General features: G+C 47.8%; 32 protein-coding genes. 30 read left to right on the forward strand and 2 right to left on the reverse strand.

Annotated elements, in window-relative coordinates; all coding sequences use genetic code 11:
• The first annotated feature begins 15 nt into the window (after positions 1–15).
• The 9 genes from rplL (at position 16) to tuf (ending at position 13,730) form a co-directional block, all read left to right on the forward strand.
• A complete protein-coding gene (rplL, locus tag J2Z70_RS29020) occupies positions 16–375 on the forward strand; it encodes a 50S ribosomal protein L7/L12 (protein ID WP_036721862.1) in 360 nt (119 codons plus the stop codon).
• 136 nt (positions 376–511) lie between these two features.
• Positions 512–1,108 carry a class I SAM-dependent methyltransferase gene (locus tag J2Z70_RS29025; RefSeq protein ID WP_209878857.1) on the forward strand — a complete coding sequence of 199 codons (597 nt, stop codon included), beginning with the start codon at positions 512–514 and terminating at the stop codon, positions 1,106–1,108.
• Between the two features lie 425 nt (positions 1,109–1,533).
• Positions 1,534–5,079, forward strand: a complete 3,546-nt coding sequence (rpoB, locus tag J2Z70_RS29030) for a DNA-directed RNA polymerase subunit beta (protein WP_036721858.1) — start codon at positions 1,534–1,536, stop codon at positions 5,077–5,079.
• A 113-nt stretch (positions 5,080–5,192) separates the two neighbouring features.
• The gene (gene rpoC / locus J2Z70_RS29035) at positions 5,193–8,804 is read left to right on the forward strand and encodes a DNA-directed RNA polymerase subunit beta' (protein WP_036721855.1); all 3,612 of its coding nucleotides are present in this window, start codon (positions 5,193–5,195) and stop codon (positions 8,802–8,804) included.
• Between the two features lie 179 nt (positions 8,805–8,983).
• On the forward strand, positions 8,984–9,235 hold the full coding sequence (locus J2Z70_RS29040) for a ribosomal L7Ae/L30e/S12e/Gadd45 family protein (RefSeq protein ID WP_036692367.1): 252 nt from the start codon (positions 8,984–8,986) through the stop codon (positions 9,233–9,235).
• A gap of 134 nt (positions 9,236–9,369) precedes the next feature.
• Positions 9,370–9,789 carry a 30S ribosomal protein S12 gene (gene rpsL / locus J2Z70_RS29045; protein ID WP_036721853.1) on the forward strand — a complete coding sequence of 140 codons (420 nt, stop codon included), beginning with the start codon at positions 9,370–9,372 and terminating at the stop codon, positions 9,787–9,789.
• Between the two features lie 45 nt (positions 9,790–9,834).
• Entirely contained in the window at positions 9,835–10,305 is a 471-nt protein-coding gene (gene rpsG / locus J2Z70_RS29050; RefSeq protein WP_020427074.1) for a 30S ribosomal protein S7, read from the forward strand.
• 47 nt (positions 10,306–10,352) lie between these two features.
• Positions 10,353–12,431, forward strand: coding sequence for an elongation factor G (fusA, locus tag J2Z70_RS29055; RefSeq protein WP_036721851.1), 2,079 nt, complete (start codon positions 10,353–10,355; stop codon positions 12,429–12,431).
• 108 nt (positions 12,432–12,539) lie between these two features.
• Positions 12,540–13,730, forward strand: a complete 1,191-nt coding sequence (tuf, locus tag J2Z70_RS29060) for an elongation factor Tu (protein WP_036721850.1) — start codon at positions 12,540–12,542, stop codon at positions 13,728–13,730.
• A gap of 91 nt (positions 13,731–13,821) precedes the next feature.
• On the opposite strand, the gene J2Z70_RS29065 is transcribed toward tuf, so the two are convergent.
• Together J2Z70_RS29065 and J2Z70_RS29070 are read right to left on the reverse strand one after the other, a co-directional pair.
• Entirely contained in the window at positions 13,822–14,163 is a 342-nt protein-coding gene (locus tag J2Z70_RS29065; RefSeq protein WP_036721849.1) for a cupin domain-containing protein, read from the reverse strand.
• Positions 14,164–14,196: 33 nt separating this feature from the next.
• Positions 14,197–14,613 (reverse strand): V4R domain-containing protein, encoded by a 417-nt coding sequence (locus J2Z70_RS29070; protein WP_245368609.1) that lies wholly within the window; start codon positions 14,611–14,613, stop codon positions 14,197–14,199.
• A gap of 194 nt (positions 14,614–14,807) precedes the next feature.
• Between J2Z70_RS29070 and J2Z70_RS29075 the strand changes: the two genes are divergently transcribed.
• The 21 genes from J2Z70_RS29075 to rpmD all read left to right on the forward strand — a co-directional run bounded on the left by J2Z70_RS29075 (position 14,808) and on the right by rpmD (position 24,670).
• A complete protein-coding gene (locus J2Z70_RS29075) occupies positions 14,808–15,527 on the forward strand; it encodes a Crp/Fnr family transcriptional regulator (RefSeq protein WP_209878861.1) in 720 nt (239 codons plus the stop codon).
• A gap of 236 nt (positions 15,528–15,763) precedes the next feature.
• Positions 15,764–16,072, forward strand: a complete 309-nt coding sequence (gene rpsJ / locus J2Z70_RS29080; protein ID WP_017692074.1) for a 30S ribosomal protein S10 — start codon at positions 15,764–15,766, stop codon at positions 16,070–16,072.
• Between the two features lie 38 nt (positions 16,073–16,110).
• A complete protein-coding gene (gene rplC / locus J2Z70_RS29085; protein ID WP_036721840.1) occupies positions 16,111–16,734 on the forward strand; it encodes a 50S ribosomal protein L3 in 624 nt (207 codons plus the stop codon).
• 25 nt (positions 16,735–16,759) lie between these two features.
• Positions 16,760–17,383 carry a 50S ribosomal protein L4 gene (gene rplD / locus J2Z70_RS29090; RefSeq protein ID WP_036721837.1) on the forward strand — a complete coding sequence of 208 codons (624 nt, stop codon included), beginning with the start codon at positions 16,760–16,762 and terminating at the stop codon, positions 17,381–17,383.
• Positions 17,383–17,676, forward strand: coding sequence for a 50S ribosomal protein L23 (rplW, locus tag J2Z70_RS29095; RefSeq protein WP_019908225.1), 294 nt, complete (start codon positions 17,383–17,385; stop codon positions 17,674–17,676). The genes rplD and rplW overlap by 1 nt, the downstream gene beginning before the upstream one ends.
• 27 nt (positions 17,677–17,703) lie before the next feature.
• A complete protein-coding gene (gene rplB / locus J2Z70_RS29100; RefSeq protein WP_036692392.1) occupies positions 17,704–18,534 on the forward strand; it encodes a 50S ribosomal protein L2 in 831 nt (276 codons plus the stop codon).
• A 77-nt stretch (positions 18,535–18,611) separates the two neighbouring features.
• Positions 18,612–18,890, forward strand: coding sequence for a 30S ribosomal protein S19 (rpsS, locus tag J2Z70_RS29105; RefSeq protein WP_036721834.1), 279 nt, complete (start codon positions 18,612–18,614; stop codon positions 18,888–18,890).
• A gap of 31 nt (positions 18,891–18,921) precedes the next feature.
• Positions 18,922–19,254 carry a 50S ribosomal protein L22 gene (rplV, locus tag J2Z70_RS29110; RefSeq protein ID WP_019908228.1) on the forward strand — a complete coding sequence of 111 codons (333 nt, stop codon included), beginning with the start codon at positions 18,922–18,924 and terminating at the stop codon, positions 19,252–19,254.
• Between the two features lie 13 nt (positions 19,255–19,267).
• Positions 19,268–19,933 (forward strand): 30S ribosomal protein S3, encoded by a 666-nt coding sequence (rpsC, locus tag J2Z70_RS29115; protein ID WP_036721832.1) that lies wholly within the window; start codon positions 19,268–19,270, stop codon positions 19,931–19,933.
• A gap of 2 nt (positions 19,934–19,935) precedes the next feature.
• Positions 19,936–20,370 carry a 50S ribosomal protein L16 gene (gene rplP / locus J2Z70_RS29120; RefSeq protein ID WP_020427064.1) on the forward strand — a complete coding sequence of 145 codons (435 nt, stop codon included), beginning with the start codon at positions 19,936–19,938 and terminating at the stop codon, positions 20,368–20,370.
• Complete coding sequence (gene rpmC / locus J2Z70_RS29125; protein WP_019908232.1) at positions 20,360–20,557, forward strand: 50S ribosomal protein L29; 198 nt, start codon at positions 20,360–20,362, stop codon at positions 20,555–20,557. The genes rplP and rpmC overlap by 11 nt, the downstream gene beginning before the upstream one ends.
• Positions 20,558–20,600: 43 nt before the next feature.
• Complete coding sequence (gene rpsQ, locus J2Z70_RS29130) at positions 20,601–20,867, forward strand: 30S ribosomal protein S17 (protein ID WP_036692400.1); 267 nt, start codon at positions 20,601–20,603, stop codon at positions 20,865–20,867.
• A gap of 40 nt (positions 20,868–20,907) precedes the next feature.
• On the forward strand, positions 20,908–21,276 hold the full coding sequence (gene rplN, locus J2Z70_RS29135; protein ID WP_036680556.1) for a 50S ribosomal protein L14: 369 nt from the start codon (positions 20,908–20,910) through the stop codon (positions 21,274–21,276).
• Between the two features lie 56 nt (positions 21,277–21,332).
• Positions 21,333–21,686 carry a 50S ribosomal protein L24 gene (rplX, locus tag J2Z70_RS29140; protein ID WP_019908235.1) on the forward strand — a complete coding sequence of 118 codons (354 nt, stop codon included), beginning with the start codon at positions 21,333–21,335 and terminating at the stop codon, positions 21,684–21,686.
• Between the two features lie 30 nt (positions 21,687–21,716).
• Entirely contained in the window at positions 21,717–22,259 is a 543-nt protein-coding gene (gene rplE, locus J2Z70_RS29145) for a 50S ribosomal protein L5 (protein ID WP_209878863.1), read from the forward strand.
• Between the two features lie 44 nt (positions 22,260–22,303).
• Positions 22,304–22,489: a type Z 30S ribosomal protein S14 gene (locus J2Z70_RS29150; RefSeq protein ID WP_036589425.1), complete on the forward strand. Its 186-nt coding sequence runs from the start codon at positions 22,304–22,306 to the stop codon at positions 22,487–22,489.
• Between the two features lie 32 nt (positions 22,490–22,521).
• Positions 22,522–22,920 (forward strand): 30S ribosomal protein S8, encoded by a 399-nt coding sequence (gene rpsH, locus J2Z70_RS29155; protein ID WP_036692403.1) that lies wholly within the window; start codon positions 22,522–22,524, stop codon positions 22,918–22,920.
• 30 nt (positions 22,921–22,950) lie between these two features.
• The gene (gene rplF / locus J2Z70_RS29160; protein ID WP_036721827.1) at positions 22,951–23,493 is read left to right on the forward strand and encodes a 50S ribosomal protein L6; all 543 of its coding nucleotides are present in this window, start codon (positions 22,951–22,953) and stop codon (positions 23,491–23,493) included.
• Positions 23,494–23,577: 84 nt separating this feature from the next.
• On the forward strand, positions 23,578–23,946 hold the full coding sequence (gene rplR / locus J2Z70_RS29165; protein WP_036692407.1) for a 50S ribosomal protein L18: 369 nt from the start codon (positions 23,578–23,580) through the stop codon (positions 23,944–23,946).
• 26 nt (positions 23,947–23,972) lie between these two features.
• Entirely contained in the window at positions 23,973–24,470 is a 498-nt protein-coding gene (gene rpsE, locus J2Z70_RS29170; RefSeq protein WP_036652980.1) for a 30S ribosomal protein S5, read from the forward strand.
• Between the two features lie 14 nt (positions 24,471–24,484).
• A complete protein-coding gene (gene rpmD / locus J2Z70_RS29175; protein WP_019908243.1) occupies positions 24,485–24,670 on the forward strand; it encodes a 50S ribosomal protein L30 in 186 nt (61 codons plus the stop codon).
• Positions 24,671–24,693: the final 23 nt, after the last annotated feature.

Below are 24,693 nucleotides of genomic sequence, written 5' to 3' on the forward strand. Positions count from 1 at the left end.
AATGGAGGTTCAATCATGAGCAAAGAAACAATCTTAGAAGAAATTAAAGGCATGAGCGTACTGGAACTGAACGACCTGGTAAAAGCAATCGAAGAAGAATTCGGCGTAACTGCAGCAGCTCCAGTAGCAGCTGGCGGCGCTGTAGCAGCTGTTGAAGCTGAACAGTCCGAATTCGACGTAATTTTGACAAGCGCTGGCGCTTCCAAAATCAACGTTATCAAAATCGTTCGCGAAATCACAGGTCTTGGCTTGAAAGAAGCTAAAGAAGTTGTAGACAACGCTCCAAAAGCAATCAAAGAAAAAGTAAGCAAAGAAGAAGCCGAAGCTACCAAAGCAAAATTGGAAGAAGCAGGCGCAGCTGTAGAAGTAAAATAAGTTGATTCAATAGGTACTGCCCCGGAGCAGAAGTTATTCTCTCCGGTTTCCGCAACCCCCTTGAACTTGTTCAAGGGGGTTGCTCTATAAGGGAGCCTCGCAGGTATGTGTAGTTCAACGTGAAAGGGAGGATAGTATGTCGCAGCATTATTACTCGCAGCAGCCGGAAGCGCGTCATGACAGACGCAGCATCGATACGGAGCTGAGAGGCAAACGCCTACGCTTTACCAGCGACGCCGGTGTTTTTTCAAAAGGAGATATTGATCATGGCAGCCGTGTTCTGATTGAGGCGATGGAGATTCTGGAGGATGCGAAGGTGCTGGATGTGGGTTGTGGTTACGGGCCTATAGGGATTAGTGCGGCGCATCTCGCTTCCAAGGGACATGTAACGATGATTGATATCAACAGCCGTGCGGTAGAGCTTGCCCGCGAGAATGCGCAGCATAATGGAATCCGCAATGTTACGGTGATGGAAAGTGATGTGCTATCGGCAGTAGAGGGGCAGACCTTCGATGTGATTCTAACCAACCCGCCGATTCGCGCCGGCAAGGCCGTAGTGCATGCGATTTTTGAACAGGCGTATGATCATTTGAATGAGGGCGGTTGTCTGTGGGTTGTCATTCAGAAGAAGCAGGGTGCGCCGTCGGCGGTTGCCAAGCTGGAGAGTATGTTTGCAGTGGTAGAAGAAGTAGGGAAAGACAAGGGCTATAGAATCTTAAAAGCTCAAAAATAAATAATAATACTCATTGACATGCGATGTCCGTAGTGGTATTATTATAAAATGTCAGTATTAAGCTAGGCTCCATGTCTTTAGTTTGCTGAAATGTCAAGTGATATATTGTCGCCCGGTAAGCGCATGCCGCACGGCAGGTTTTTGCGAATTCCGTTCTCTATGTTCCTGTCACGGCGAAGGTCGCCGGGGCAATAGATAATAGCGCATGAACTGTAGCCTGGTGACGTATAATACGCACGTTTTGGGCAAATCTACTGGATAAGGAGTATTTTGGCCGTGGATAGATGTGCTCTTTTTTCGAAAGATTTCGATAAGGGGCTTTTCTGTATTTATGGCTGAATCCTTGTGTTATGGTTCCATTATACGGGTCCAAACAAGGGTTCGCAATCAATTTTTAAGTGAGTAGACATGAGGGGTGAGTAAAGTTGGCAGGACATCTTGTTCAGTATGGTCGACGCACTCGGCGGAGCTATGCGAGAATTAACGAGGTACTCGAGGTCCCGAACCTGATCGAGATCCAACAAAAATCTTATGATTGGTTTTTGGAGGAAGGATTGCGGGAAATGTTCCAGGACATCTCGCCGATCCAGGATTTCACAGGGAATTTGGTACTAGAGTTCATTGATTACAGCCTGGGTGAACCGAAGTACACGGTTGACGACGCTAAAGAGCGGGACGTAACATATGCAGCACCTCTGCGTGTGAAGGTGCGTCTCATCAATAAGGAGACCGGTGAGGTTAAAGAGCAGGAAGTGTTCATGGGAGATTTCCCTCTGATGACGGAAACCGGCACTTTTATTATCAATGGTGCGGAACGGGTTATTGTCAGCCAGTTGGTTCGCTCTCCAAGCGTCTATTTCAGCACAAAAGTGGATAAGAACGGCAAAAAAACTTACACCGCCACAGTAATTCCAAATCGCGGAGCCTGGCTGGAGCTTGAGACCGACGCTAAGGACATCATGTATGTCCGTATCGACCGGACTCGTAAGATCCCGGTAACAGTCCTCTTGCGTGCTCTGGGCTTCGGCAGTGATGCTGAAATTCTGGAACTGCTTGGCAATGATGAATATATTCGCAACACGCTGGATAAAGACAACACGGATTCCACGGAGAAGGCGCTTATTGAAATCTACGAGCGTTTGCGTCCGGGCGAACCACCTACACTTGATAATGCCAAGAGCTTGCTCGTCGCACGTTTCTTTGACCCGAAACGTTATGATTTGGCCAATGTAGGCCGTTACAAAATCAACAAAAAGCTGCATATTAAGAATCGTCTGTTCAATCAGCGTCTGGCACAGCCTTTGGTTGATGAATCTACCGGAGAAATCCTGGCAGAATCCGGCCAAATGGTGGACCGCCGCCTGCTTGATGAGCTGATTCCTTATTTCGAGAAGAGTATGGCTGCCAAAAACTACCGTGTAACCGGCGGTGTAATGGACAGCGAAGATATTCCGCTTCAGACCATTGACGTATTCTCGCCAATCGAAGAAGGCCGTATCATCAAACTGATCGCCAATGGCAACATTGATAAATCGGTTAAGCATATTACTCAGGCTGATATTATATCCTCAATCAGCTACTTTATTAATTTGCTGCATGGTATCGGCAACACGGATGATATTGACCATCTGGGTAACCGCCGTCTGCGTTCTGTAGGTGAGCTTCTGCAGAATCAGTTCCGGATCGGTCTATCCCGTATGGAGCGCGTAGTCCGCGAGAGAATGTCGATTCAGGATGCCAATGCGATTACACCGCAGGCGCTGATCAACATCCGTCCGGTTATCGCATCGATCAAAGAGTTCTTCGGCAGTTCGCAGCTGTCCCAGTTCATGGATCAGACGAACCCGCTTGCCGAGCTTACGCATAAGCGCCGTCTGTCTGCACTCGGACCCGGCGGTCTGACTCGTGAACGCGCAGGTTTTGAAGTCCGCGACGTCCATCACAGTCACTATGGCCGTATGTGTCCTATCGAGACTCCGGAAGGTCCGAATATCGGTCTGATCAACTCCTTGTCCACCTTCGCCCGCATCAATGAATACGGCTTTATCGAAGCTCCGTATCGTTGGGTAGATCCGAAGACAGGTAAGGTAACTGAGCAAATCGATTATCTGACTGCCGATGAAGAAGATAACTATGTAGTTGCACAGGCTAATGTACTGATCGATGAGGATGGCTCCTTTAAGGAAGACCAGGTTATCGTTCGTTACAACAAGGATTCAGACAACATCACTACTATGCCTAGCAACCGTGTAGACTACATGGACGTTTCGCCAAAACAGGTCGTATCGGTCGCAACGGCGCTCATCCCGTTCCTTGAGAACGATGACTCCAACCGCGCACTGATGGGATCGAACATGCAGCGTCAGGCCGTTCCGCTTCTTATTCCTAAGGCTCCGCTTGTAGGGACAGGGATGGAGCATAAGTCTGCTAAAGACTCCGGCGTATGTATTGTCTCCAAATATGACGGTATTATCGAACGCTCCTCTGCCAATGAAATCTGGCTGCGCCGTGTTGAGGCAGTTGAAGGCAAGGAAGTCAAAGGCGATATCGTTAAATATAAATTACACAAATTCATGCGTTCGAACCAGGGTACCTGTATTAACCAGCGTCCACTGGCTAAACGTGGGGATATCGTCAAAAAAGGTGACATCCTGGCAGATGGACCTTCCACAGAAATGGGCGAACTTGCGCTTGGCCGCAACGTAGTCGTTGCGTTCATGACTTGGGAAGGCTACAACTACGAGGATGCGATCCTGCTGAGTGAGAAGCTGGTGAAGGAAGATGTATACACTTCGATCCACATCGAGGAATACGAATCCGAAGCCCGTGATACGAAGCTCGGACCTGAAGAGATCACACGTGATATTCCTAACGTCGGTGAAGAGGCGCTCCGCAATCTGGATGAGCGCGGAATTATCCGTATCGGTGCGGAAATCAATGCCGGCGATATTCTGGTAGGTAAGGTTACTCCGAAGGGTGTAACTGAGCTGACTGCTGAGGAGCGCCTGCTGCATGCGATCTTCGGTGAGAAGGCCCGTGAAGTTCGTGATACCTCCCTGCGTGTTCCGCATGGTAGTGATGGTATTATCGTTGACGTCAAAGTATTCACACGTGAGAACGGCGATGAGCTGCCTCCTGGCGTGAATCAGCTGGTTCGTGTCTACATCGCCCAGAAGCGTAAAATTTCTGAAGGTGACAAGATGGCCGGACGTCACGGTAACAAGGGTGTCGTTGCCCGTATCCTGCCAGAAGAAGATATGCCGTTCCTTCCTGACGGTACGCCGGTACAGGTTGTCCTGAACCCGCTGGGCGTTCCTTCCCGTATGAACATCGGACAGGTGCTTGAAGTCCATATTGGTATGGCTGCACTGCGTCTAGGTATCCACGTGGCTACTCCGGTATTCGACGGAGCCCGTGAGTATGACGTGTTCGATACGATGGAAGAAGCCGGTATGCAGCGTAATGGTAAGACTGTGCTGTATGACGGACGTACAGGCGAGCGCTTCGAGCGTGAGGTTACTGTCGGCGTCATGCACATGATCAAGCTTGCGCACATGGTTGACGATAAGATTCATGCCCGTTCCACAGGTCCTTACTCACTCGTTACACAACAGCCACTGGGCGGTAAAGCTCAGTTCGGCGGACAGCGTTTCGGGGAGATGGAAGTGTGGGCGCTTGAAGCTTACGGCGCGGCGTATACACTGCAAGAGATTTTGACCGTGAAATCCGATGATGTGGTCGGCCGTGTGAAAACGTACGAATCCATTGTCAAAGGTGAAAATGTTCCAGAACCGGGTGTACCGGAATCGTTCAAGGTATTGATCAAGGAACTGCAGTCGCTCGGGATGGATGTCAAAATCCTCAGCGGTGACGAGCAGGAGATCGAGATGAAGGAACTGGACGATGAGGACGAGACGTCAGGCGATAAGCTGAGCCTCAATTTGGAAGGCGCAGAAGTCGGCATAGAGTAGTTCACCAGCAAGCCAATAATTTCATTACACAAAGGACCATGCCCTCTGTTGACTTCAGCGTCAAGAGAGGGCTGTGGTACTAAATCAGGATATAGGTTAAGGAGGGTTGCTCCTTGTTGGACGTTAACAATTTTGAATTTATGAAAATCGGGCTCGCTTCCCCGGAAAAAATTCGTTCTTGGTCCCGCGGAGAAGTTAAAAAACCGGAAACCATTAACTATCGTACATTGAAACCGGAAAAAGAGGGTCTCTTTTGCGAACGTATTTTTGGACCGCAAAAGGACTGGGAATGTCACTGTGGTAAATACAAACGCGTCCGTTATAAGGGCGTAGTGTGCGACCGCTGCGGCGTGGAAGTTACCCGCGCTAAAGTCCGCCGCGAACGTATGGGCCACATCGAACTGGCAGCTCCTGTATCTCATATCTGGTATTTCAAAGGTATTCCAAGCCGTATGGGTCTGGCGCTGGATATGTCTCCTAGATCGCTCGAAGAGATTATCTACTTTGCATCTTATGTTGTAACTGATCCAGGGGAAACTCCGCTGGAGAAGAAGCAGCTGCTGTCCGAGAAAGAATACCGCAGCTACCGTGAGAAATATGGCTACGGATTCCAGGCCGGCATGGGTGCAGAAGCTGTCAAAAAGCTGCTTCAGGATATCGACATCGATAAAGAACTGGAATTCCTCAAAGAAGAGCTGCGTACCGCTCAAGGCCAGCGCCGCAACCGGGCAATCAAACGTCTGGAAGTCATTGAGGCCTTCCGCAACTCCGGCAACAAGCCTGACTGGATGATCATGGATGTACTCCCGGTTATCCCTCCGGAGCTTCGTCCAATGGTTCAGCTTGATGGCGGCCGTTTTGCTACGTCTGACCTTAATGACCTGTACCGCCGTGTAATTAACCGGAACAACCGTCTGAAAAGACTGCTGGACCTCGGCGCGCCTGACATTATCGTTCAGAATGAGAAACGAATGCTTCAGGAAGCCGTAGATGCGCTGATTGACAACGGCCGCCGCGGCCGTCCTGTAACAGGACCAGGTAACCGTCCGCTCAAATCGCTCAGCCATATGCTGAAAGGTAAACAGGGACGTTTCCGCCAGAACTTGCTCGGTAAACGTGTTGACTATTCCGGCCGTTCGGTTATCGTCGTAGGACCTTACCTGAAGATGTACCAATGCGGTCTTCCTAAGAAGATGGCACTGGAACTCTTCAAACCGTTTGTAATGAAAGAACTGGTTAACAAAGGGCTAGCCCACAACATAAAGAGCGCGAAGCGTAAGGTTGAGCGCGTAAGTCCTGAAGTATGGGATGTGCTTGAAGAGGTAATCAGAGAGCATCCGGTTCTGCTGAACCGTGCCCCTACGCTGCATAGACTGGGTATCCAGGCGTTCGAACCAATTCTGGTAGAAGGTCACGCGATCCGTCTTCACCCGCTCGTATGTACGGCTTACAATGCCGACTTTGACGGTGACCAGATGGCGGTACACGTTCCTCTGTCCGCTGAGGCTCAAGCTGAAGCCCGTATTCTCATGCTGGCGTCCGGTAACATCCTGAACCCTAAGGACGGCAAGCCGGTCGTTACCCCTTCCCAGGATATGGTCCTTGGTACGTTCTACCTGACCATGGACAACAAGGAAGAAAAGGGTACCGGGATGATCCTGCGTAACGTGAATGAAGCGGTCTCTGCTTATCAGCGCGGAACTGCAGGTCTGCATGCACGTGTTGCTATTCCTGTTAAGGCTCTGGGTAAAACCAGCTTCACAGAAGCGCAACAGAATGCTCTGCTGATCACTACTGTGGGTAAGATTATCTTCAACGAAATCTATCCAAGCAGCTTCCCGTATATCAACGAAGCTACCAAAACTAACCTGCTGCAGGGAACTCCTGAGAAGTACTTCATCTATGAAAAGGGTGCGGATGTCCGCGAACTGATCATGGCAGCTCCGGAAGCCAGTGCTGTAGGTAAAGAATATCTGGGCCTCATTATCGCCCGCTGCTTTGAGACGTATCACACCACCAAGACTTCAGTGATTCTGGATAAAATTAAGCAACTCGGCTTTACGTACTCTACACGTTCCGGTGTTACGGTTGCCGTATCGGATGTTATCGTGCCTGAGGAAAAAGCTACCATTCTTAAGGAATCCGAAGCTAAGGTTGATGTGGTTGCGAATCAATACCGCCGTGGTCTGATTACCAATGATGAGCGGTATGACCGCGTTATCGAGATTTGGTCGAAGACCAAGGATGATCTGACCAACGTATTGCTTAAATCAATGGACCGCTTCAACTCCATCATGCTCATGGTCGACTCCAAGGCGCGTGGTAACAAATCGCAGATCACCCAGCTCGGTGGGATGCGTGGTCTGATGGCAACACCTTCGGGCCGAATCTTTGAATTGCCAATCAAAGCGAACTTCCGTGAAGGCCTAACCGTCCTCGAGTACTTTATCTCCACTCACGGAGCGCGTAAAGGTCTGGCCGATACAGCGCTGCGTACAGCGGATTCCGGGTACCTGACACGCCGTCTGGTTGACGTAGCGCAGGATGTTATTGTCCGTGAAGAAGATTGTGGTACTGATAAAGGCTTCATGGTTAGCCGGATTCAGGATGGCAAGGAAGTCATTGAGGATCTCTACGACCGTATTGAAGGCCGTTATTCCTTCGAGACCGTCCGTCATCCTGAGACGAAGGAAATCATCGTTCACCGTAACGATCTGATTGACTCGGATAAGGCTGAAGAAATCGTGAATGCTGGCGTGACTAAGCTGCAGATTCGCTCTGTACTGAGCTGCCGTGCCCGTCACGGTGTCTGCAAGAAGTGCTACGGACGTAACCTGGCAACAGGTAAATTCGTGGAAATCGGGGAGGCTGTCGGTATTATTGCCGCACAATCCATCGGTGAACCGGGAACACAGCTTACCATGCGTACGTTCCATACCGGTGGTGTAGCCGGAGACGATATTACGCAAGGTTTGCCGCGTATCCAGGAGCTGTTTGAAGCCCGTAACCCTAAAGGTCAGGCTACAATCAGTGAGATTGACGGGGTGGTTAAGGAAATCCGCGAAACCAAGGACCGCCGCGAGATCGAAGTCCAGGGTGAAGCAGAGTCCAAAACGTATTCCATCACTTACGGCTCCCGTCTGCGTGTCAGCGAAGGCCAGGAGATTGAGGCCGGCGATGAATTAACAGACGGTTCAATTGACCCTAAAGAAATGCTGCGTATCAAAGGGATCCGCGGGGTACAGAACTACATTCTGCAAGAAGTACAGCGTGTATACCGTAACCAGGGCGTTGAAATCAATGATAAGCACATTGAAGTTATGATCAAGCAGATGCTGCGCAAAATCCGTATTATCGATGCCGGAGATACCAGTCTCCTGCCGGGTGCATTTGCGGATATTCATGAATATGAAGCAGCCAACAAGGAAGCCATTCTTGCCGGCAATGAACCAGCAGTCGCCAAACCGGTTCTGCTCGGGATTACCAAGGCCTCCCTGGAAACTGATTCATTCCTGTCTGCGGCATCCTTCCAGGAAACTACCCGCGTCTTAACAGATGCAGCTATTAAGGGTAAAGTGGATAAGCTGCTCGGTCTGAAAGAGAATGTAATCATCGGTAAGCTGATTCCTGCAGGTACAGGCATGAATCGTTACCGTAATGTGAAGCTGAGCGATCCGAATGCTGAAAGCAGTGAAGAAGCTTTAGAGCCGGTACCCGCTGAATAATTGAATACTCATGGCAAGCAGTATCCGCGTCACGCAGAAATCTGGCGTGACGCGGCTGTCTGCTGTGATTATTAATAAATTTATTGTCGTTTTTCTTGACATCATGTGCTGAGGATGCTAATATGTCTAAGGTGCGTGAGTAGTCTTGTCATTCTTATTCAGTGGAGGTAATGATTTTCATGACTGATGACAGAGGGTTACAGGATGCTCAGGTCAAGATCGGTTCCAAGCAAACCGTTAAGGCGGTGGAGTTGGGCCAAGCCGCAGAAGTCTATGTGGCAGAGGACGGAGATCAACGGCTTACTTCCAGAATTGTAATGCTTTGCAACAAACAAGGTGTGAAGGTCACTTATGTGGACACGATGCTGAATTTGGGCAAGGCCTGCGGTATAGAAGTTGGTGCTGCGATGGCAGCCGTCTTAAAACAATAGCAGCAAGAGAACGTTTTTGTACCGGGGTACACTTCGGCAGCAAGGACTTTTCATTTGTCTTTTTATGAACCACCTGGGTCTGTGGACTTAATGTTTGTAAATTGACTATCATTTCAGGAAGGGGGTGGCACAACATGCCAACTATTAATCAATTGGTTCGTAAAGGCCGTCAAGCCAAAATCGAAAAATCCAAATCTCCCGCTCTTCAAAAAGGGTTCAACGCCCTCAAGCGTGAGGCTACAAATTTGAGCGCTCCGCAGAAACGCGGTGTATGCACTCGTGTAGGCACAATGACTCCACGTAAACCAAACTCAGCACTTCGTAAGTATGCCCGTGTTCGTCTGACGAACCGTCTTGAGGTGACTGCTTACATTCCGGGTATCGGACACAACCTTCAAGAGCACAGTGTAGTATTGCTGCGCGGAGGTAAAGTTAAGGACCTTGCAGGAGTTCGTTACCACATCGTTCGTGGTGCACTAGATACTGCAGGTGTTGCTAACCGGATGCAGGCTCGCTCCAAGTATGGTGCGAAACGTCCTAAAGTCAAGAAATAAGATGAGCTTATCCGAATAATAACCATATAAGAAAGGGGGATATCCATGCCACGCAAAGGTCCAGTTACTAAAAGAGATGTATTGCCAGATCCATTGTATAATAGCAAGTTGGTTACTCGTTTGATCAACCGTATTATGCTGGGTGGTAAAAGAGGTGTCGCTCAAAGCATTTTGTACAATTCGTTCAAGTTGATTCAAGAACGTACAGGTAAAGAGCCGATGGAAGTTTTCGAAGCTGCCATCAAGAATATCATGCCTGTATTGGAAGTTAAAGCTCGTCGTGTCGGCGGTGCTAACTACCAAGTACCTATTGAGGTTAAACCTGAAAGACGTACTGCTTTGGGATTACGTTGGCTTGTAAACTACTCACGCAACCGCGGTGAGAAGACTATGGAAGAACGTTTGGCGGCTGAGATTATCGATGCTTCCAACAACACAGGCGCTTCCGTTAAGAAACGTGAAGACACACACAAGATGGCTGAAGCGAACAAAGCGTTTGCTCACTACCGCTGGTAGGATTGCAGTCGTTCAAATAACTTCTATTTTGAAAGGAGATCCATTTCATGGCAAGAGAGTTCTCCTTAAAAAATACACGTAATATCGGGATCATGGCGCATATTGATGCTGGTAAGACTACTACCACTGAGCGGATTCTATTCTACACAGGCCGTACGCACAAAATCGGTGAAGTTCACGAGGGTGCTGCTACAATGGACTGGATGGAACAAGAACAGGAGCGCGGAATCACGATTACTTCCGCTGCTACAACTGCTGCATGGAAGGGTCACCGCATCAATATCATTGATACCCCAGGACACGTTGACTTCACCGTTGAAGTTGAACGTTCCCTGCGTGTATTGGATGGGGCAGTTGGTGTATTTAGTGCGAAAGAGGGCGTAGAACCTCAGTCTGAAACCGTATGGAGACAGGCTGACCGTTACAACGTTCCACGGATCGCATATGTGAACAAAATGGACATTATCGGTGCGGATTTCCTTAACGTTATCGAAACGATGCGTGATCGTCTTCAAGCCAATGCAGTTGCTATTCAACTGCCAATCGGTGCAGAAAATGATTTCGCAGGTATCATCGACCTCGTTGAGCAAAAAGCACATATGTTCAGAGATGATTTGGGCCAAAATATTGAAGTTACGGATATTCCGGAAGAATATTTGGCAAAGGTTGAGGAACTGCGTCTCGAGCTGATCGAGAAAGTTGCTGAACTTGATGAAGATCTGACTATGAAGTACCTGGAAGGCGAAGAAATTACTATTCCGGAAATCAAAGCTGCTCTGCGCAAAGGCGTAGTTGAAGTTAAAATTTTCCCAGTAATTTGCGGCTCTTCCTACCGGAACAAAGGGATTCAGCTTATGCTGGATGCTGTTGTTGATTACTTGCCTTCACCTTTGGATGTACCGGCTATTACGGGTCATCTGGAGGATGGAACAGAAGCGGAACGTCATCCTTCGGATGAAGAGCCATTCGGTGCCTTGGCATTTAAGATCATGACAGACCCTTATGTTGGTAAACTCACGTTCTTCCGTGTATACTCCGGTATCCTGGAATCAGGTTCTTATGTAATTAACGCTACTAAGGGCAAACGTGAGCGTATTGGGCGTATCCTGCAGATGCATGCGAACAGCCGTCAAGAAATCTCCATCGTTTACGCTGGTGATATCGCGGCAGCCGTTGGTCTGAAGGACACTAGCACAGGCGATACACTCTGCGACGAGAAGCATCCGATCATTCTGGAATCCATGAACTTTCCAGATCCGGTTATCGAAATCGCAGTCGAGCCGAAAACCAAAGCTGACCAAGATAAACTGGGTGTTGCTCTCGGAAAGTTGACTGAAGAGGATCCTACTCTTCGTGCTCACACTGATGAAGAAACAGGCCAAACCATCCTGGCAGGTATGGGTGAGCTTCACTTGGACATCATCATCGACCGTATGCGTCGTGAATTCAAAGTAGAAACCAATGTGGGTAAACCGCAGGTTGCCTACCGCGAAACGTTCAAGGCATCTGCCCGCGTAGAAGGCAAGTTTGTTCGCCAATCCGGCGGTCGCGGTCAGTACGGTCACGTATGGGTTGAGTTTGAACCCCTCGAGCCAGGTACTGGCAGCCAATTCGAAAGTAAAGTTGTCGGTGGCTCGGTTCCAAGAGAATACATCGCTCCTGCACTTGCCGGTATTGAAGAGCAAATGAAGAACGGCGTTATTGCAGGCTTCCCGCTTGTTGACGTTAAAGCTACCATCGTAGATGGTTCTTACCATGATGTTGACTCCAACGAAATGGCGTTCAAAATTGCCGGTTCGATGGCGCTTAAAGCTGCAAAAGAAAAATGTCAACCTGCATTGCTTGAACCAATCATGAAAGTGGAAGTAACTGTTCCTGAGGAATACATGGGCGATGTAATGGGTATGCTGAACTCCCGTCGCGGTAGAATCGAAGGTATGGATTCCCGTGGTGGAGCGCAAATTATCCGTGCGAAGGTGCCTTTGTCCGAAATGTTCGGATACTCCACAACACTCCGTTCCGGTACTCAAGGACGCGGCGTATTCTCAATGGAGCTTTCTCACTATGAAGAAGTACCTAAATCCATTGCTGAAGAAATCGTAGCCAAGAACAAAGGCGGAGAATAAGCTTAATTTTTAACTTGCCGTCCGGGTATAACACTTAAGTCACCTTAGAACTGCAAATAGGCGGACGGCTCAAATATATGGACCCCACAATAAGGAGGAACTGTTCAAATGGCAAAGGCAAAGTTTGAACGTAACAAACCGCACGTTAACATCGGTACTATTGGTCACGTCGACCATGGTAAAACAACTCTGACTGCTGCAATCACAACTGTATTGTCCAAAAAATACGGTGGTGCTGCTGTAGCATTCGACCAAATTGATAAGGCTCCTGAAGAACGCGAACGCGGTATCACTATCTCCACCGCTCACGTTGAATATGAAACTCCTAACCGTCACTACGCTCACGTAGACTGCCCTGGACACGCCGACTATGTTAAAAACATGATCACTGGCGCAGCGCAAATGGACGGAGCGATCCTGGTTGTATCCGCAGCTGACGGCCCTATGCCACAGACTCGTGAACACATCCTGCTGTCCCGTCAAGTAGGCGTTCCTTACATCGTTGTATTCCTGAACAAATGCGACATGGTTGAGGACGAAGAGTTGCTTGAATTGGTTGAAATGGAAGTTCGCGATCTGCTTAGCGAATACGACTTCCCAGGCGATGACACTCCAATCGTTCGTGGATCTGCTCGTGAAGCTCTGCAGAACCCTGATGGCGAGTATGCACAGAAGATCGTTGAAATGTTCGAAACGATCGACACATACATCCCGCTTCCAGAACGTCAGACTGACAAGCCTTTCTTGATGCCTGTCGAAGATGTATTCTCCATCACTGGCCGCGGTACTGTGGCAACTGGTCGCGTAGAACGCGGAACAGTTAAAGTCGGAGAAGAAATCGAAATCGTTGGTATTCACGAAGAAACTAAGAAGTCTGTAGTTACTGGCGTGGAAATGTTCCGCAAATTGCTTGATTCCGCTCAAGCTGGCGACAACATCGGCGCACTCTTGCGTGGTGTTGACCGTAACAACATCGAGCGTGGCCAGGTATTGGCTAAGCCGAACTCCGTTAAGCCACACACTGAGTTCACTGCTCAGATCTACGTTCTGACTAAAGAAGAAGGCGGACGTCACAAACCATTCTTCACTGGTTACCGTCCACAGTTCTACTTCCGTACAACTGACGTAACTGGCATCATCAACCTGCCAGAAGGTACTGAAATGGTTATGCCTGGTGACAACATCACTGTAACTGTTCAGCTGATCTCCCCAATCGCTATTGAAGAAGGTACTAAATTCTCCATTCGCGAAGGCGGACGTACAGTTGGTGCCGGTTCCGTAGCTTCCATCCAGAAATAATTCAGGCTCTATCCGTTAGGATAGACTGAATATAAGTCAGGCCCCCTTCATTTGAAGGGGGCCTGTTTTATTTTATAGATAAGATTGAGAATTAGATTTCCTTCGCATAGTCCGCACTTGGTAACTTGGATAAAACCACATGCAGGCTGGACGGCGATGAACTATTATTCGTATAAGCGAATGACTCGTCACCGGCAATGTAGATGGTCTCTCCTTGGATGAAGGAGAATTCTTCCTCATTAACATGAATGGTACCGTCACCGTGTAAGGCGAGGATATAGACATCTGCTCCGGGGTGCTTGTGAACGGGCAGCTTTTGCCCAGGCATGAAATTAAGCACAAATACTACGCTATCGCCTTTTTGGAAAATGATCTTTTTGGTAAAGCGTTCCTCTTGATACTGTACGGCCTCAGCTAGTGTTTTCTTTTCCATTATAAATCCCTGCTTTCATTATATTAGTATTATTTAAAGCTTAACTTCGTACTCGCAGTGCTCATGACCGGTGACATTACATTTGATCTCTTTCACTGAAACCTTGCGGCCGAGAATTCGGCACAGAGCACCTTCAATGATAGCTCCCTCCAGATCACAGACCATTCTTTCATCTTCAAGGGAAGGTAGTCCTTTGCAGAAGCAATCGTCAACAGCGATATTAATTTTGCGCTCATCGGAATGAACAATTCGGGGAATCCCGATTTTGAGCTCCTCAAAGATCTGCAGTAGCTCTTCCACGGACTGGACAGGCAGGCTCTCGCCGATCTTTCTGCCAATGGTCACAGTCGTTCCCTTTCCGCCTAACGGCAATCCCTGGTTCATTCCAATTAGACGGATGGTCCGGAATAGTTCAAGGGGTACCATATTGCCCAGAGTTGTTCTATTCATCTGGCGCATGTCCTCAAAAGTGTATTGCTGCAAGCCCATCAACTCCTTTTCTCTCTATGAACCTATTGTATAGACAGGCGGCACGTTAATCCTTGATATAGATCAAGTTTTATGAAAATTTGTGCGTCCAGTCACCCGGCAGCGCTTCGATCATTGATATGGTGGGATAAGCGACAGTAGAGGAGGAATGATGTATGGAATGCAATACGTGCAATTCTCATGCCTGTGTGCGCCAGGTTCCGGTATTCAGAAGTTTGTCCGATGAAGAATTGGTTATCATAGAATCAATCACAGAATCCCATTCATATAAAAAGGGTAGCCAAGTTTGCCGAGAAGGGGAGCCGTCTGAAGCCTTGTTTGTGGTGAAGAGCGGGCTTATCAAATTAACGAAGAACAGTAAAGAAGGGAAGCAGCATATTGTCCGTTTTCTTTTCCCGGGGGATTATTTCGGTCAGTTTGCCCTGCTTCACAATAAAAATAATGATGTAACGGCGGAGATTATTGAGAGTGGAGTGGTCTGCCGGATGCACCGGAAGGATTTCATTCCCCTGCTGGAGCAGAATGCGGGCCTGGCGTTTAGCTTTCTGATGTCTGTTAGTGAGCAGCTGCATCTGGCGGAAGAAACAGCAGGGGCACTGCATATGTTTGAAGTGGAAAAACGGTTAGCCCGGCTTCTAGTCTACTTGTACACGAGGAATCTACCAGAATCAGCTCTGACAATGCAAGCTTTAAGACATTCCGTGGATCTCCCATCGGCGCAAAAAGAAGTGGCAGCGATGATCGGCACTACTGCCGAGACCCTAAGCCGTAAGCTGAACAAGCTGGAAGCGCTGAAGATCATCGCTATGCATAAAAGAACCGTGAATATTTTGGAGATGGAGACTCTAATTCAGCTCGCTGAAATCAGTCATTAACAATTTTCAGATAAAACCGTGTATTTTTAAACTTTTTTTCTGGAAAAGGTGATTTGTTTTGCAAAGGCTCTTGCAATATAGCCGCCTATTAGATATAATAATAAATGTTGTTCTGAGACGTTGCGATGATGTGAGAGGTTACTGACACACCCGGCCCCTTTGCCATGAGGTCGACGTCAGAAAATTTTCACGGAGTATGTCCGATAATAAATTGGGCGATAGAAGGAGGGACTAAAATGGCAAAGCAAAAAATTCGTATTCGCTTGAAAGCATACGACCACAGAATTCTTGATCAATCCGCAGAGAAAATCGTTGAAACAGCAAAACGTTCGGGTGCTGGTGTATCCGGGCCGATTCCGCTGCCAACTGAGAAGCAAATCATTACCATTCTCCGTGCGGTACACAAGTACAAGGATTCCCGTGAACAGTTTGAGCAACGGACTCACAAACGTTTGATCGATATTGTGAACCCAACACCACAAACTGTGGATGCCTTGATGCGCTTGGATCTACCGTCCGGTGTAGATATCGAAATCAAATTGTAATTCATTAAGTAATCAGGAAAAGAAAAGAGGTGTCAACATTGAAAGGTATCTTAGGAAAAAAACTCGGTATGACTCAAGTGTTTACTCCAGAAGGTAACGTAATCGCGGTTTCTGTTATCGAAGCTGGACCTTGTGTGGTACTGCAAAAGAAAGACCTGAATATCGACGGATATGAAGCAGTGCAGTTGGGCTTTTCCGATAAAAAGGAAAGTCGCTCCAACAAGCCTGAACAGGGTCACGCCAAAAAGGCAAATGCAACACCTAAGCGCTACGTTCGCGAAATTCGCGGTGTTGACCTCGGGTCACTCGAGGTTGGACAAGAGCTTAAGGCTGACATCTTCGCTGAAGGCGAGTTTGTTGACGTAACAGGTACTTCGAAGGGTAAAGGCTTCCAGGGTAACATCAAACGCTGGGGACAAAGCCGCGGACCAATGGCACACGGATCGCGTTACCACAGAAGACCGGGCTCGATGGGTTCCATCCAGGCTAACCGTGTTCCTAAGGGCAAACGCCTTCCAGGACATATGGGTCACACGACCGTAACGGTTCAAAAGCTTGAAATCATCCGGGTTGACGTAGAACGTAATGTACTGCTGGTTAAAGGCGCTATTCCAGGTCCTAAGAACAGCTTCGTGAAAGTTAAACAAACCGTTAAGAAATAATTACTGAAGAAAGGAGGAACATGAAATGCCAAAAGTAACACTTTTCAATACTAGTGGTAACGAAGTTGGCGAAGTTGAACTGAGTGATTCAGTTTTCGGTATTGAACCGAACGTACATGTGCTGCATGAAGCTGCACTTATGCAAAGAGCTTCCCTTCGTCGTGGTACACATAAAGTAAAAGGACGCTCTGAAGTGCGTGGCGGCGGACGTAAGCCTTGGAAACAAAAAGGTACAGGTCGTGCTCGTCAAGGCTCCATTCGTTCTCCACAATGGAAAGGCGGCGGCGTAGTCTTCGGACCAACACCACGCAGCTATTCCTGGAAATTGCCTAAGAAGGTTCGCCGGTTGGCCATCAAATCCGCGTTGTCCTCAAAAGTGCTTGAGAATGACATCATCGTATTGGATAGCTTGACTCTGAATGCTCCGAAGACGAAAGAATTCGCAGCGATTCTGAACAACCTTAAAGTGGGCAGCAAAGCCCTGATCGTAGCTCCTAGCTATGATGACAACGTAGCACTTTCCGCTCGTAACATCCCTGGGGTGAAATTCGTAGCGGCTGACGGCATCAATGTTCTTGACGTACTGACGTACGACAAACTGATCATCACTAAAGAAGCAGTTCTGAAGGTAGAGGAGGTGTTCGCGTAATGAAAGATCCTCGTGATATAATCAAGCGTCCAGTGATTACGGAACGCACATCCGAATACATGAGCGAACTGAAGTACGCTTTTGAAGTGGATATCCGTGCTAACAAGACCGAAATCAAAAAAGCTGTCGAGGCTATTTTTAAAGTAAAAGTCGTTAGTGTGAACACAATGCGCGTACCTGGTAAACTGAAACGTTACGGCAAATATTCCGGTTATACTCCGGAGTGGAAAAAAGCCATCGTGAAGCTTAGCCCGGACAGCAAGCCGCTTGAGTTCTTTGAAGCGGTAGAATAATACTCTTAAAGTAAGGAGGAAACTATAGTGCCAATCAAAAAGTACAAACCGACCTCTCCGGCAAGACGCAACATGTCTGTGTCTACGTTTGAAGAAATTACAACAAACCAGCCAGAGAAATCGTTGCTGTCCCCGCTGTTCAAGCATGCCGGACGCAACAACCAAGGTAAAATTACGGTTCGTCACCATGGCGGCGGACACAAACGTAAATACCGTATCATCGACTTCAAGCGGACTAAAGACGGCATACCAGGTAGCGTTGCTACAATTGAGTATGACCCGAACCGTACTTCCAATATTGCTTTGATCCACTATGCTGATGGAGAGAAACGTTATATCATCGCTCCTAAAGGCCTTAAAGTTGGGGACAAAGTTGAGTCCGGCCCTGCTGCGGACATCAAAATTGGTAACAGCCTTCCGTTGATCAACATCCCGGTAGGTACAGTTATCCACAACATCGAGTTGAAACCAGGCAAAGGCGGACAATTGGTTCGTGCTGCAGGTACTGAAGCTCAGCTGCTGGGTAAAGAAGATAAATACGTATCTGTTCGTTTGAACTCGGGTGAGGTTCGCAGAATCCTCAGCGTTTGCCGTGCGACTATCGGAGCCGTAGGTAACGGAGATCACGAACTGATCAAGATTGGTAAAGCCGGACGCAGCCGCTGGCTCGGACGTCGTCCTGAAGTACGCGGTGTTGTCATGAACCCTAACGATCACCCACACGGTGGTGGTGAAGGCCGCGCTCCTATCGGACGGAAATCGCCAATGTCACCTTGGGGCAAACCAACCCTCGGCTACAAAACGCGTAAGAAAAACAAAGCATCTGATAAATATATCGTTCGCCGCCGCACAAAATAAGACGCTTCAGGCAAGTTAGTTAAGCGCGAAGCGTCGATTCGCGGTTTTGAAGAACCGGATGAAGGGAGGATTCACACATGGGTCGCAGTTTAAAGAAGGGGCCGTTCATCGATGGCTACCTGCTGAAAAAAGTTGAGGATTTGAACGAGTCAGACAAGAAAGTCGTAGTAAAAACCTGGTCCCGTCGCTCAACCATTTTCCCTCAGTTTATCGGACATACGTTTGGTGTATATGACGGCCGCAAACACGTGCCTGTATACGTAACGGAAGATATGGTAGGTCACAAGTTGGGCGAGTTCGCGCCAACACGTACTTACAAAGGCCACGCGGGTGACGATAAGAAAACCAGAAGATAATTAACGTCTTCGTTTGAGAGGAGGGAAAACAATGGAAGCAAAAGCACATGCAAGATCGGTGCGGATTTCCGCTCGTAAAGCGAAACTGGTTGTTGACTTGATTCGCGGCAAGCAAGTGGGGGAAGCAATTGCAATTCTTCGCCACACTCCGAAGTCCGCTTCTCCGGTTGTTGAGAAGCTACTGAACTCGGCGATTGCGAACGCTGAGCATAACTACTCTATGGACGTTAACAGCTTATTCGTAAGCGAAGTTTTCGTTAACCAGGGTCCTACAATGAAACGTTTCCGTCCGCGCGCCATGGGCCGCGCAAGCCGGATCAATAAACGTACCAGCCACATTACTTTGGTGGTATCTGAGAAATAAGGAGGGATAACACGTGGGTCAAAAGGTAAATCCAGTCGGACTCCGAGTCGGTATTATTCGCGATTGGGAATCAAAATGGTATGCAGGCAAAGATTTCGGTACTCTTTTAATGGAAGACGTCAAAATCCGGGAATACCTTAAAGGCAAGTTGAAAGATTCCTCTGTTTCCCGCATCGAGATCGAAAGAGCGGCAAGCCGAGTGAACGTTACAATTCACACTGCCAAGCCAGGTATGGTAATTGGTAAAGGCGGAGCAGAAGTAGAAGTACTTCGCAGCGCAGTTACAACTATCGCCGGCGGTAAGAAAGTACACATCAACATCAATGAAATCAAACACCCTGAACTGGATGCTATTCTTGTTGCTGAAAGCATTGCACAACAGCTGGAACGTCGCGTATCGTTCCGTCGTGCTCTGAAACAAGCGATTCAAAGAACTATGCGTTCCGGCGCAAAGGGAATTAAAACTCAGGTTGGCGGACGTCTTGGCGGCGCTGAGATTGCCCGTTCAGAAGGTTATAGCGAAGGAACAGTTCCACTTCATACGCTTCGTGCTGATATCGATTACGGAACAGCTGAAGCACATACAACTTACGGCCGTATCGGCGTAAAAGTATGGATTTATCGTGGAGAAGTTCTTCCCCCAGCTAAGAAACAAGCTGCTCAGGAAGGAGGCAACTAATCATGTTGGTACCAAAGCGCGTTAAACACCGCAAGCAACAACGCGGTCACATGAAGGGTATGGCAAAAGGCGGAACCGAACTTAACTTCGGCGAATTCGGTTTGCAGGCACTGGAGCCATCTTGGATCACTAACCGTCAGATCGAAGCTGCTCGTATCGCAATGACACGTTACATCAAACGTGGCGGTCAGGTTTGGATCAAGATTTTCCCGGATAAGCCAATCACTCAGAAGCCTCTCGAGGTTCGTATGGGTAGTGGTAAAGGTAACGTTGAGAAGTGGGTAGCTGTAGTTAAACCGGGTAAGATTATGTTCGAACTCGGAGGCGTGTCGGAAGAAATCGCTCGTGAAGCGATGCGTCTTGCCGCTCACAAGCTGCCTGTAAAGACTAAGTTTGTGAAACGTGAAGAATTGGGTGGTGAAGCAAATGAAAGCTAATGAACTTCGCAACTTAACCACTGCTGAGATTGAACAGAAAATCGCCGGATTTAAGGAAGAACTTTTCAATCTCCGTTTCCAATTGGCAACAGGCCAACTGGATAACCCGACTCGGATTCGTGATGTGCGTAAGGAAATAGCTCGTGCTAAAACCGTTATCCATCAAAGAGTACTTGGGATTAGTTAAGTGACGGCGGATGCATAATCCGTAATCAGGAAGGAGGCTAATTATGAGCGAAGAGCGTAATGCACGTAAAGTGCTGATCGGTAAAGTAGTCAGCGACAAAATGGATAAAACCATCGTAATTGCTGTTGAAACCTATAAAAAGCACAATCTGTATCACAAACGCATCAAGTCCACGAAGAAATTCAAGGCACATGATGAAGAGAATGTAGCTAAAATTGGTGATGTCGTGAAAGTCATGGAAACTCGTCCATTGTCGAAGGACAAACGGTGGAGACTGGTTGAAGTGGTAGAAAAAGCGGTAATCATCTAAGACATGAAGCAGATCCCTTTCCGGAAGGAGGAAAATAATAATGATTCAACCATTTACACGTTTGCATGTGGCTGACAACTCTGGTGCGAAGGAACTGATGTGTATCCGCGTACTGGGTGGTACTGGACGCCGTACAGCAGCAATCGGCGATTTGATCGTTTGTTCCGTTAAACAAGCAACACCAGGCGGCGTTGTCAAAAAAGGTGATGTTGTTAGAGCGGTAGTTGTTCGTACAAAACGTTCGGTACGCCGTAAAGATGGATCTTACATCGCATTCGACGAAAATGCAGCTGTTGTTGTCAAAGACGACAGAAGCCCGCGCGGAACACGTATCTTCGGACCAGTTGCTCGCGAACTTCGCGACAAGGACTACATGAAGATCGTTTCCTTGGCACCGGAAGTAATCTAAAAATCCGAGTGATGCTCGGTTGTACTTGAAAAGGTCAGTTATAGGAGGTGTAATCAATGCCTAGAGTTAAAAAAGTTCTGGAATCCCATAACAATAAACTGCACGTGAAAAAAGATGATGTGGTGCTTGTGATCAGCGGGAAAGACAAAGGTAAAAAAGGCCGTGTCATCGCTGCTTATCCTCGTGAAAACCGCGTCCTGGTAGAAGGCGTGAACATGGTGAAGAAACACCAGAAGCCAAACCAGCTGAATCCGCAAGGCGGAATCATCGAGCAGGAAGCTTCGATCCATGTGTCCAACGTAATGCACATTGATCCGAAGAGCGGGAAAGTTACGCGCATCGGCTATAAAGTACTAGATAACGGTAAGAAGGTTCGGGTAGCAAAAAGATCCGGAGAGATTATCGACTAATACAGTCCTAATGAAAGGAGGTAAATCTTCATGGCAGCAAGAATGAAAGAACGTTATCTGAATGAAATCACCCCATCTTTGATGCAGAAGTTTAACTACACAACAGTTATGCAAGTGCCTAAGATCGAGAAGATCGTCATCAACATGGGTGTAGGTGACGCTGTTCAAAACTCCAAAGTACTTGACGCTGCAGTTAACGATATGCAACTGATTTCTGGTCAAAAGCCGGTTATCACTAAAGCAAAGAAATCCATCGCCGGTTTCAAACTGCGCGAAAATATGCCGATCGGGGTTAAAGTAACACTGCGCGGCGAGCGTATGTATTACTTCCTGGATAAATTGATCAACGTAACGCTTCCACGCGTTCGTGACTTCCGTGGTGTTTCCAGCAAAGCCTTTGATGGCCGTGGTAACTACACACTGGGTCTTAAAGAACAATTGATCTTCCCGGAAATCGAGTATGACAAAGTGGATAAGGTTCGCGGTATGGACATCGTTATTGTAACGACTGCTAAGACGGACGAGGAATCCCGTGAGCTGCTGAATCAGCTGGGAATGCCTTTCACAAAATAAGAATCATCCATTTCTCCGAAAATGTTTAGGAGGTGTCAGTCTAAGTGGCAAAGACTTCAATGAAAGTTAAACAACAACGCGAGCCTAAGTTCAAAGTACGTGCATACACACGTTGCGAGCGTTGCGGTCGTCCACATTCGGTACTGCAAAAGTTCAAAATTTGCAGAATTTGTTTCCGTGAATTAGCTTATAAAGGCCAGATTCCTGGCGTGAAAAAAGCAAGTTGGTAAGAAGTTTATAAACGGGAAGGAGGTTTACACACATGACTATGTCTGATCCTATTGCAGATATGCTTACTCGTATTCGTAACGCCAACACTGTGCGTCACGAGACAGTAGAAATGCCTGCTTCTACTATGAAAAAACAAATCGCGGACATCTTGAAGCGTGAGGGCTTCATCCGTGATGCTGAATTCGTTGAAGATAGCAAACAAGGGATTATCCGTATTTTCCTGAAATACGGCCCAAGCCAGGAGCGCGTTATCACTGGTCTGAAAAGAATCAGTAAACCAGGTCTTCGCGTATACACGAAGAGCAATGAAGTGCCTCGTGTACTCGGTGGTCTTGGAATCGCGATTATCTCCACATCTAAGGGAGTTATGACCGACAAAGAAGCTCGTCAATCTAAATCCGGCGGAGAAGTTGTCTGCTACATTTGGTAATAAACGTCACAAGATAAGGAGGTGCAACACATGTCTCGTATTGGTCGCAAACCAATCGCAGTACCTAGCGGTGTAGATGTCACTTTGGACAACGCCGTTATTACAGTAAAAGGTCCTAAAGGCACTTTGACTCGTGAGCTTCATAAAGACATGAAGATTACAGTTGAAAATAACGAAATCACTGTTGTTCGCCCGTCGGACAACAAATTGCATCGTTCACTTCACGGCACAACCCGCTCCGTTGTCAACAACATGGTGAGTGGTGTGACTGAAGGTTTCTCGAAATCTCTGGAACTGGTTGGGGTCGGATATCGTGCAAGCAAATCCGGAGATAAGATCGTATTGAACGTTGGTTACTCCCACCCGGTTGAAATCACACCGGAAGCGGGTATCGAGTTCGATGTTCCTGCGAACACGAAGATCATCGTTAGAGGGATTGACAAAGAACGCGTTGGCGCTTATGCTGCCAAAATTCGTTCCGTACGTGAACCTGAACCATACAAAGGTAAAGGTATCAAATATGAAGGCGAGCGTATCATCCGCAAGGAAGGTAAAGCTGGTAAGAAGAAATAACCAGCTCTACCTTAATTGTAAGATACCCCGTGCATCTTAAAGTGAAGCTGTTTACGGCAAACTGAAGGGAGTGAAAGGGAAGTCATGATTACAAAAGAGGATAAAAACAAGGCTCGTCTCAAAAGACACCTGCGTGTTCGTAAGAAGATCCAGGGTACTACTGAGCGTCCACGTTTGAATGTGTTCCGTTCTTCGAAACACATCTACGCTCAACTGATCGATGATGTGACTGGCGTTACTATCGTATCGGCCTCCACACTTGATAAGGAATTGAGTGCTACAATCGGAAATGGCGGCAGCGTTGAAGCTGCAAGCAAAGTGGGTCAATTGATCGCTGAGCGCGCCAAAGAAAAGGGTTATGCAGTGGTTGTATTTGACCGCGGTGGATACTTGTACCATGGACGGATTCAGGCTCTGGCTAGCGCAGCTCGCGAAGCTGGTCTTGAATTCTAGAATATTTCTAAAAGGAGGTTAACGACTTGCGTGTAGATCCGAACAGTTTAGAACTGACAGAAAGAGTTGTACACATCAACCGTGTTGCAAAAGTTGTAAAAGGCGGACGCCGTTTCAGCTTTAGTGCACTTGTTGTTGTGGGCGACGGCAACGGCTACGTTGGTGCTGGTATCGGTAAAGCCGGCGAAGTTCCGGATGCCATCCGTAAAGGCATTGAAGACGCCAAGAAAAACCTGATCCACATTCCAATCGTAGGAACTTCGATTCCTCACCTGGTTACTGGACATTTCGGCGCAGGACGTGTTCTGCTGAAACCAGCATCCGAAGGTACCGGCGTTATCGCTGGTGGACCGGTTCGTGCGGTGCTTGAATTGGCAGGCGTTGGCGATATCTTGACAAAATCTTTGGGTTCTTCGAATTCCATGAACATGGTCAATGCTACTCTAGAGGGACTTTCCCGTCTGAAGCGCATTGAAGAGGTCGCGAAGCTTCGCGGCAAATCTGTCGAAGAATTACGCGGTTAAGGAGGGGAACGTCAATGGCTAAATTGCAAATTACCCTCGTACGCAGTGTAATTGGACGTCCAGAAACACAACGTGTTACTGTTAAGACGCTCGGCCTGCGCAAAACCAACTCGTCCGTGGTTCACAACGACACTCCTGCAATTCGCGGGATGATCAACAAAGTGAGCCACTTGCTGTCCGTTACTGAAATTGAAGGCTAATAAGCCTCGCATAAATTAACAAA

This window comes from Paenibacillus silagei (assembly GCF_017874735.1).
GTDB classification, from domain to species: Bacteria; Bacillota; Bacilli; order Paenibacillales; family Paenibacillaceae; genus Paenibacillus_AQ; species Paenibacillus_AQ silagei.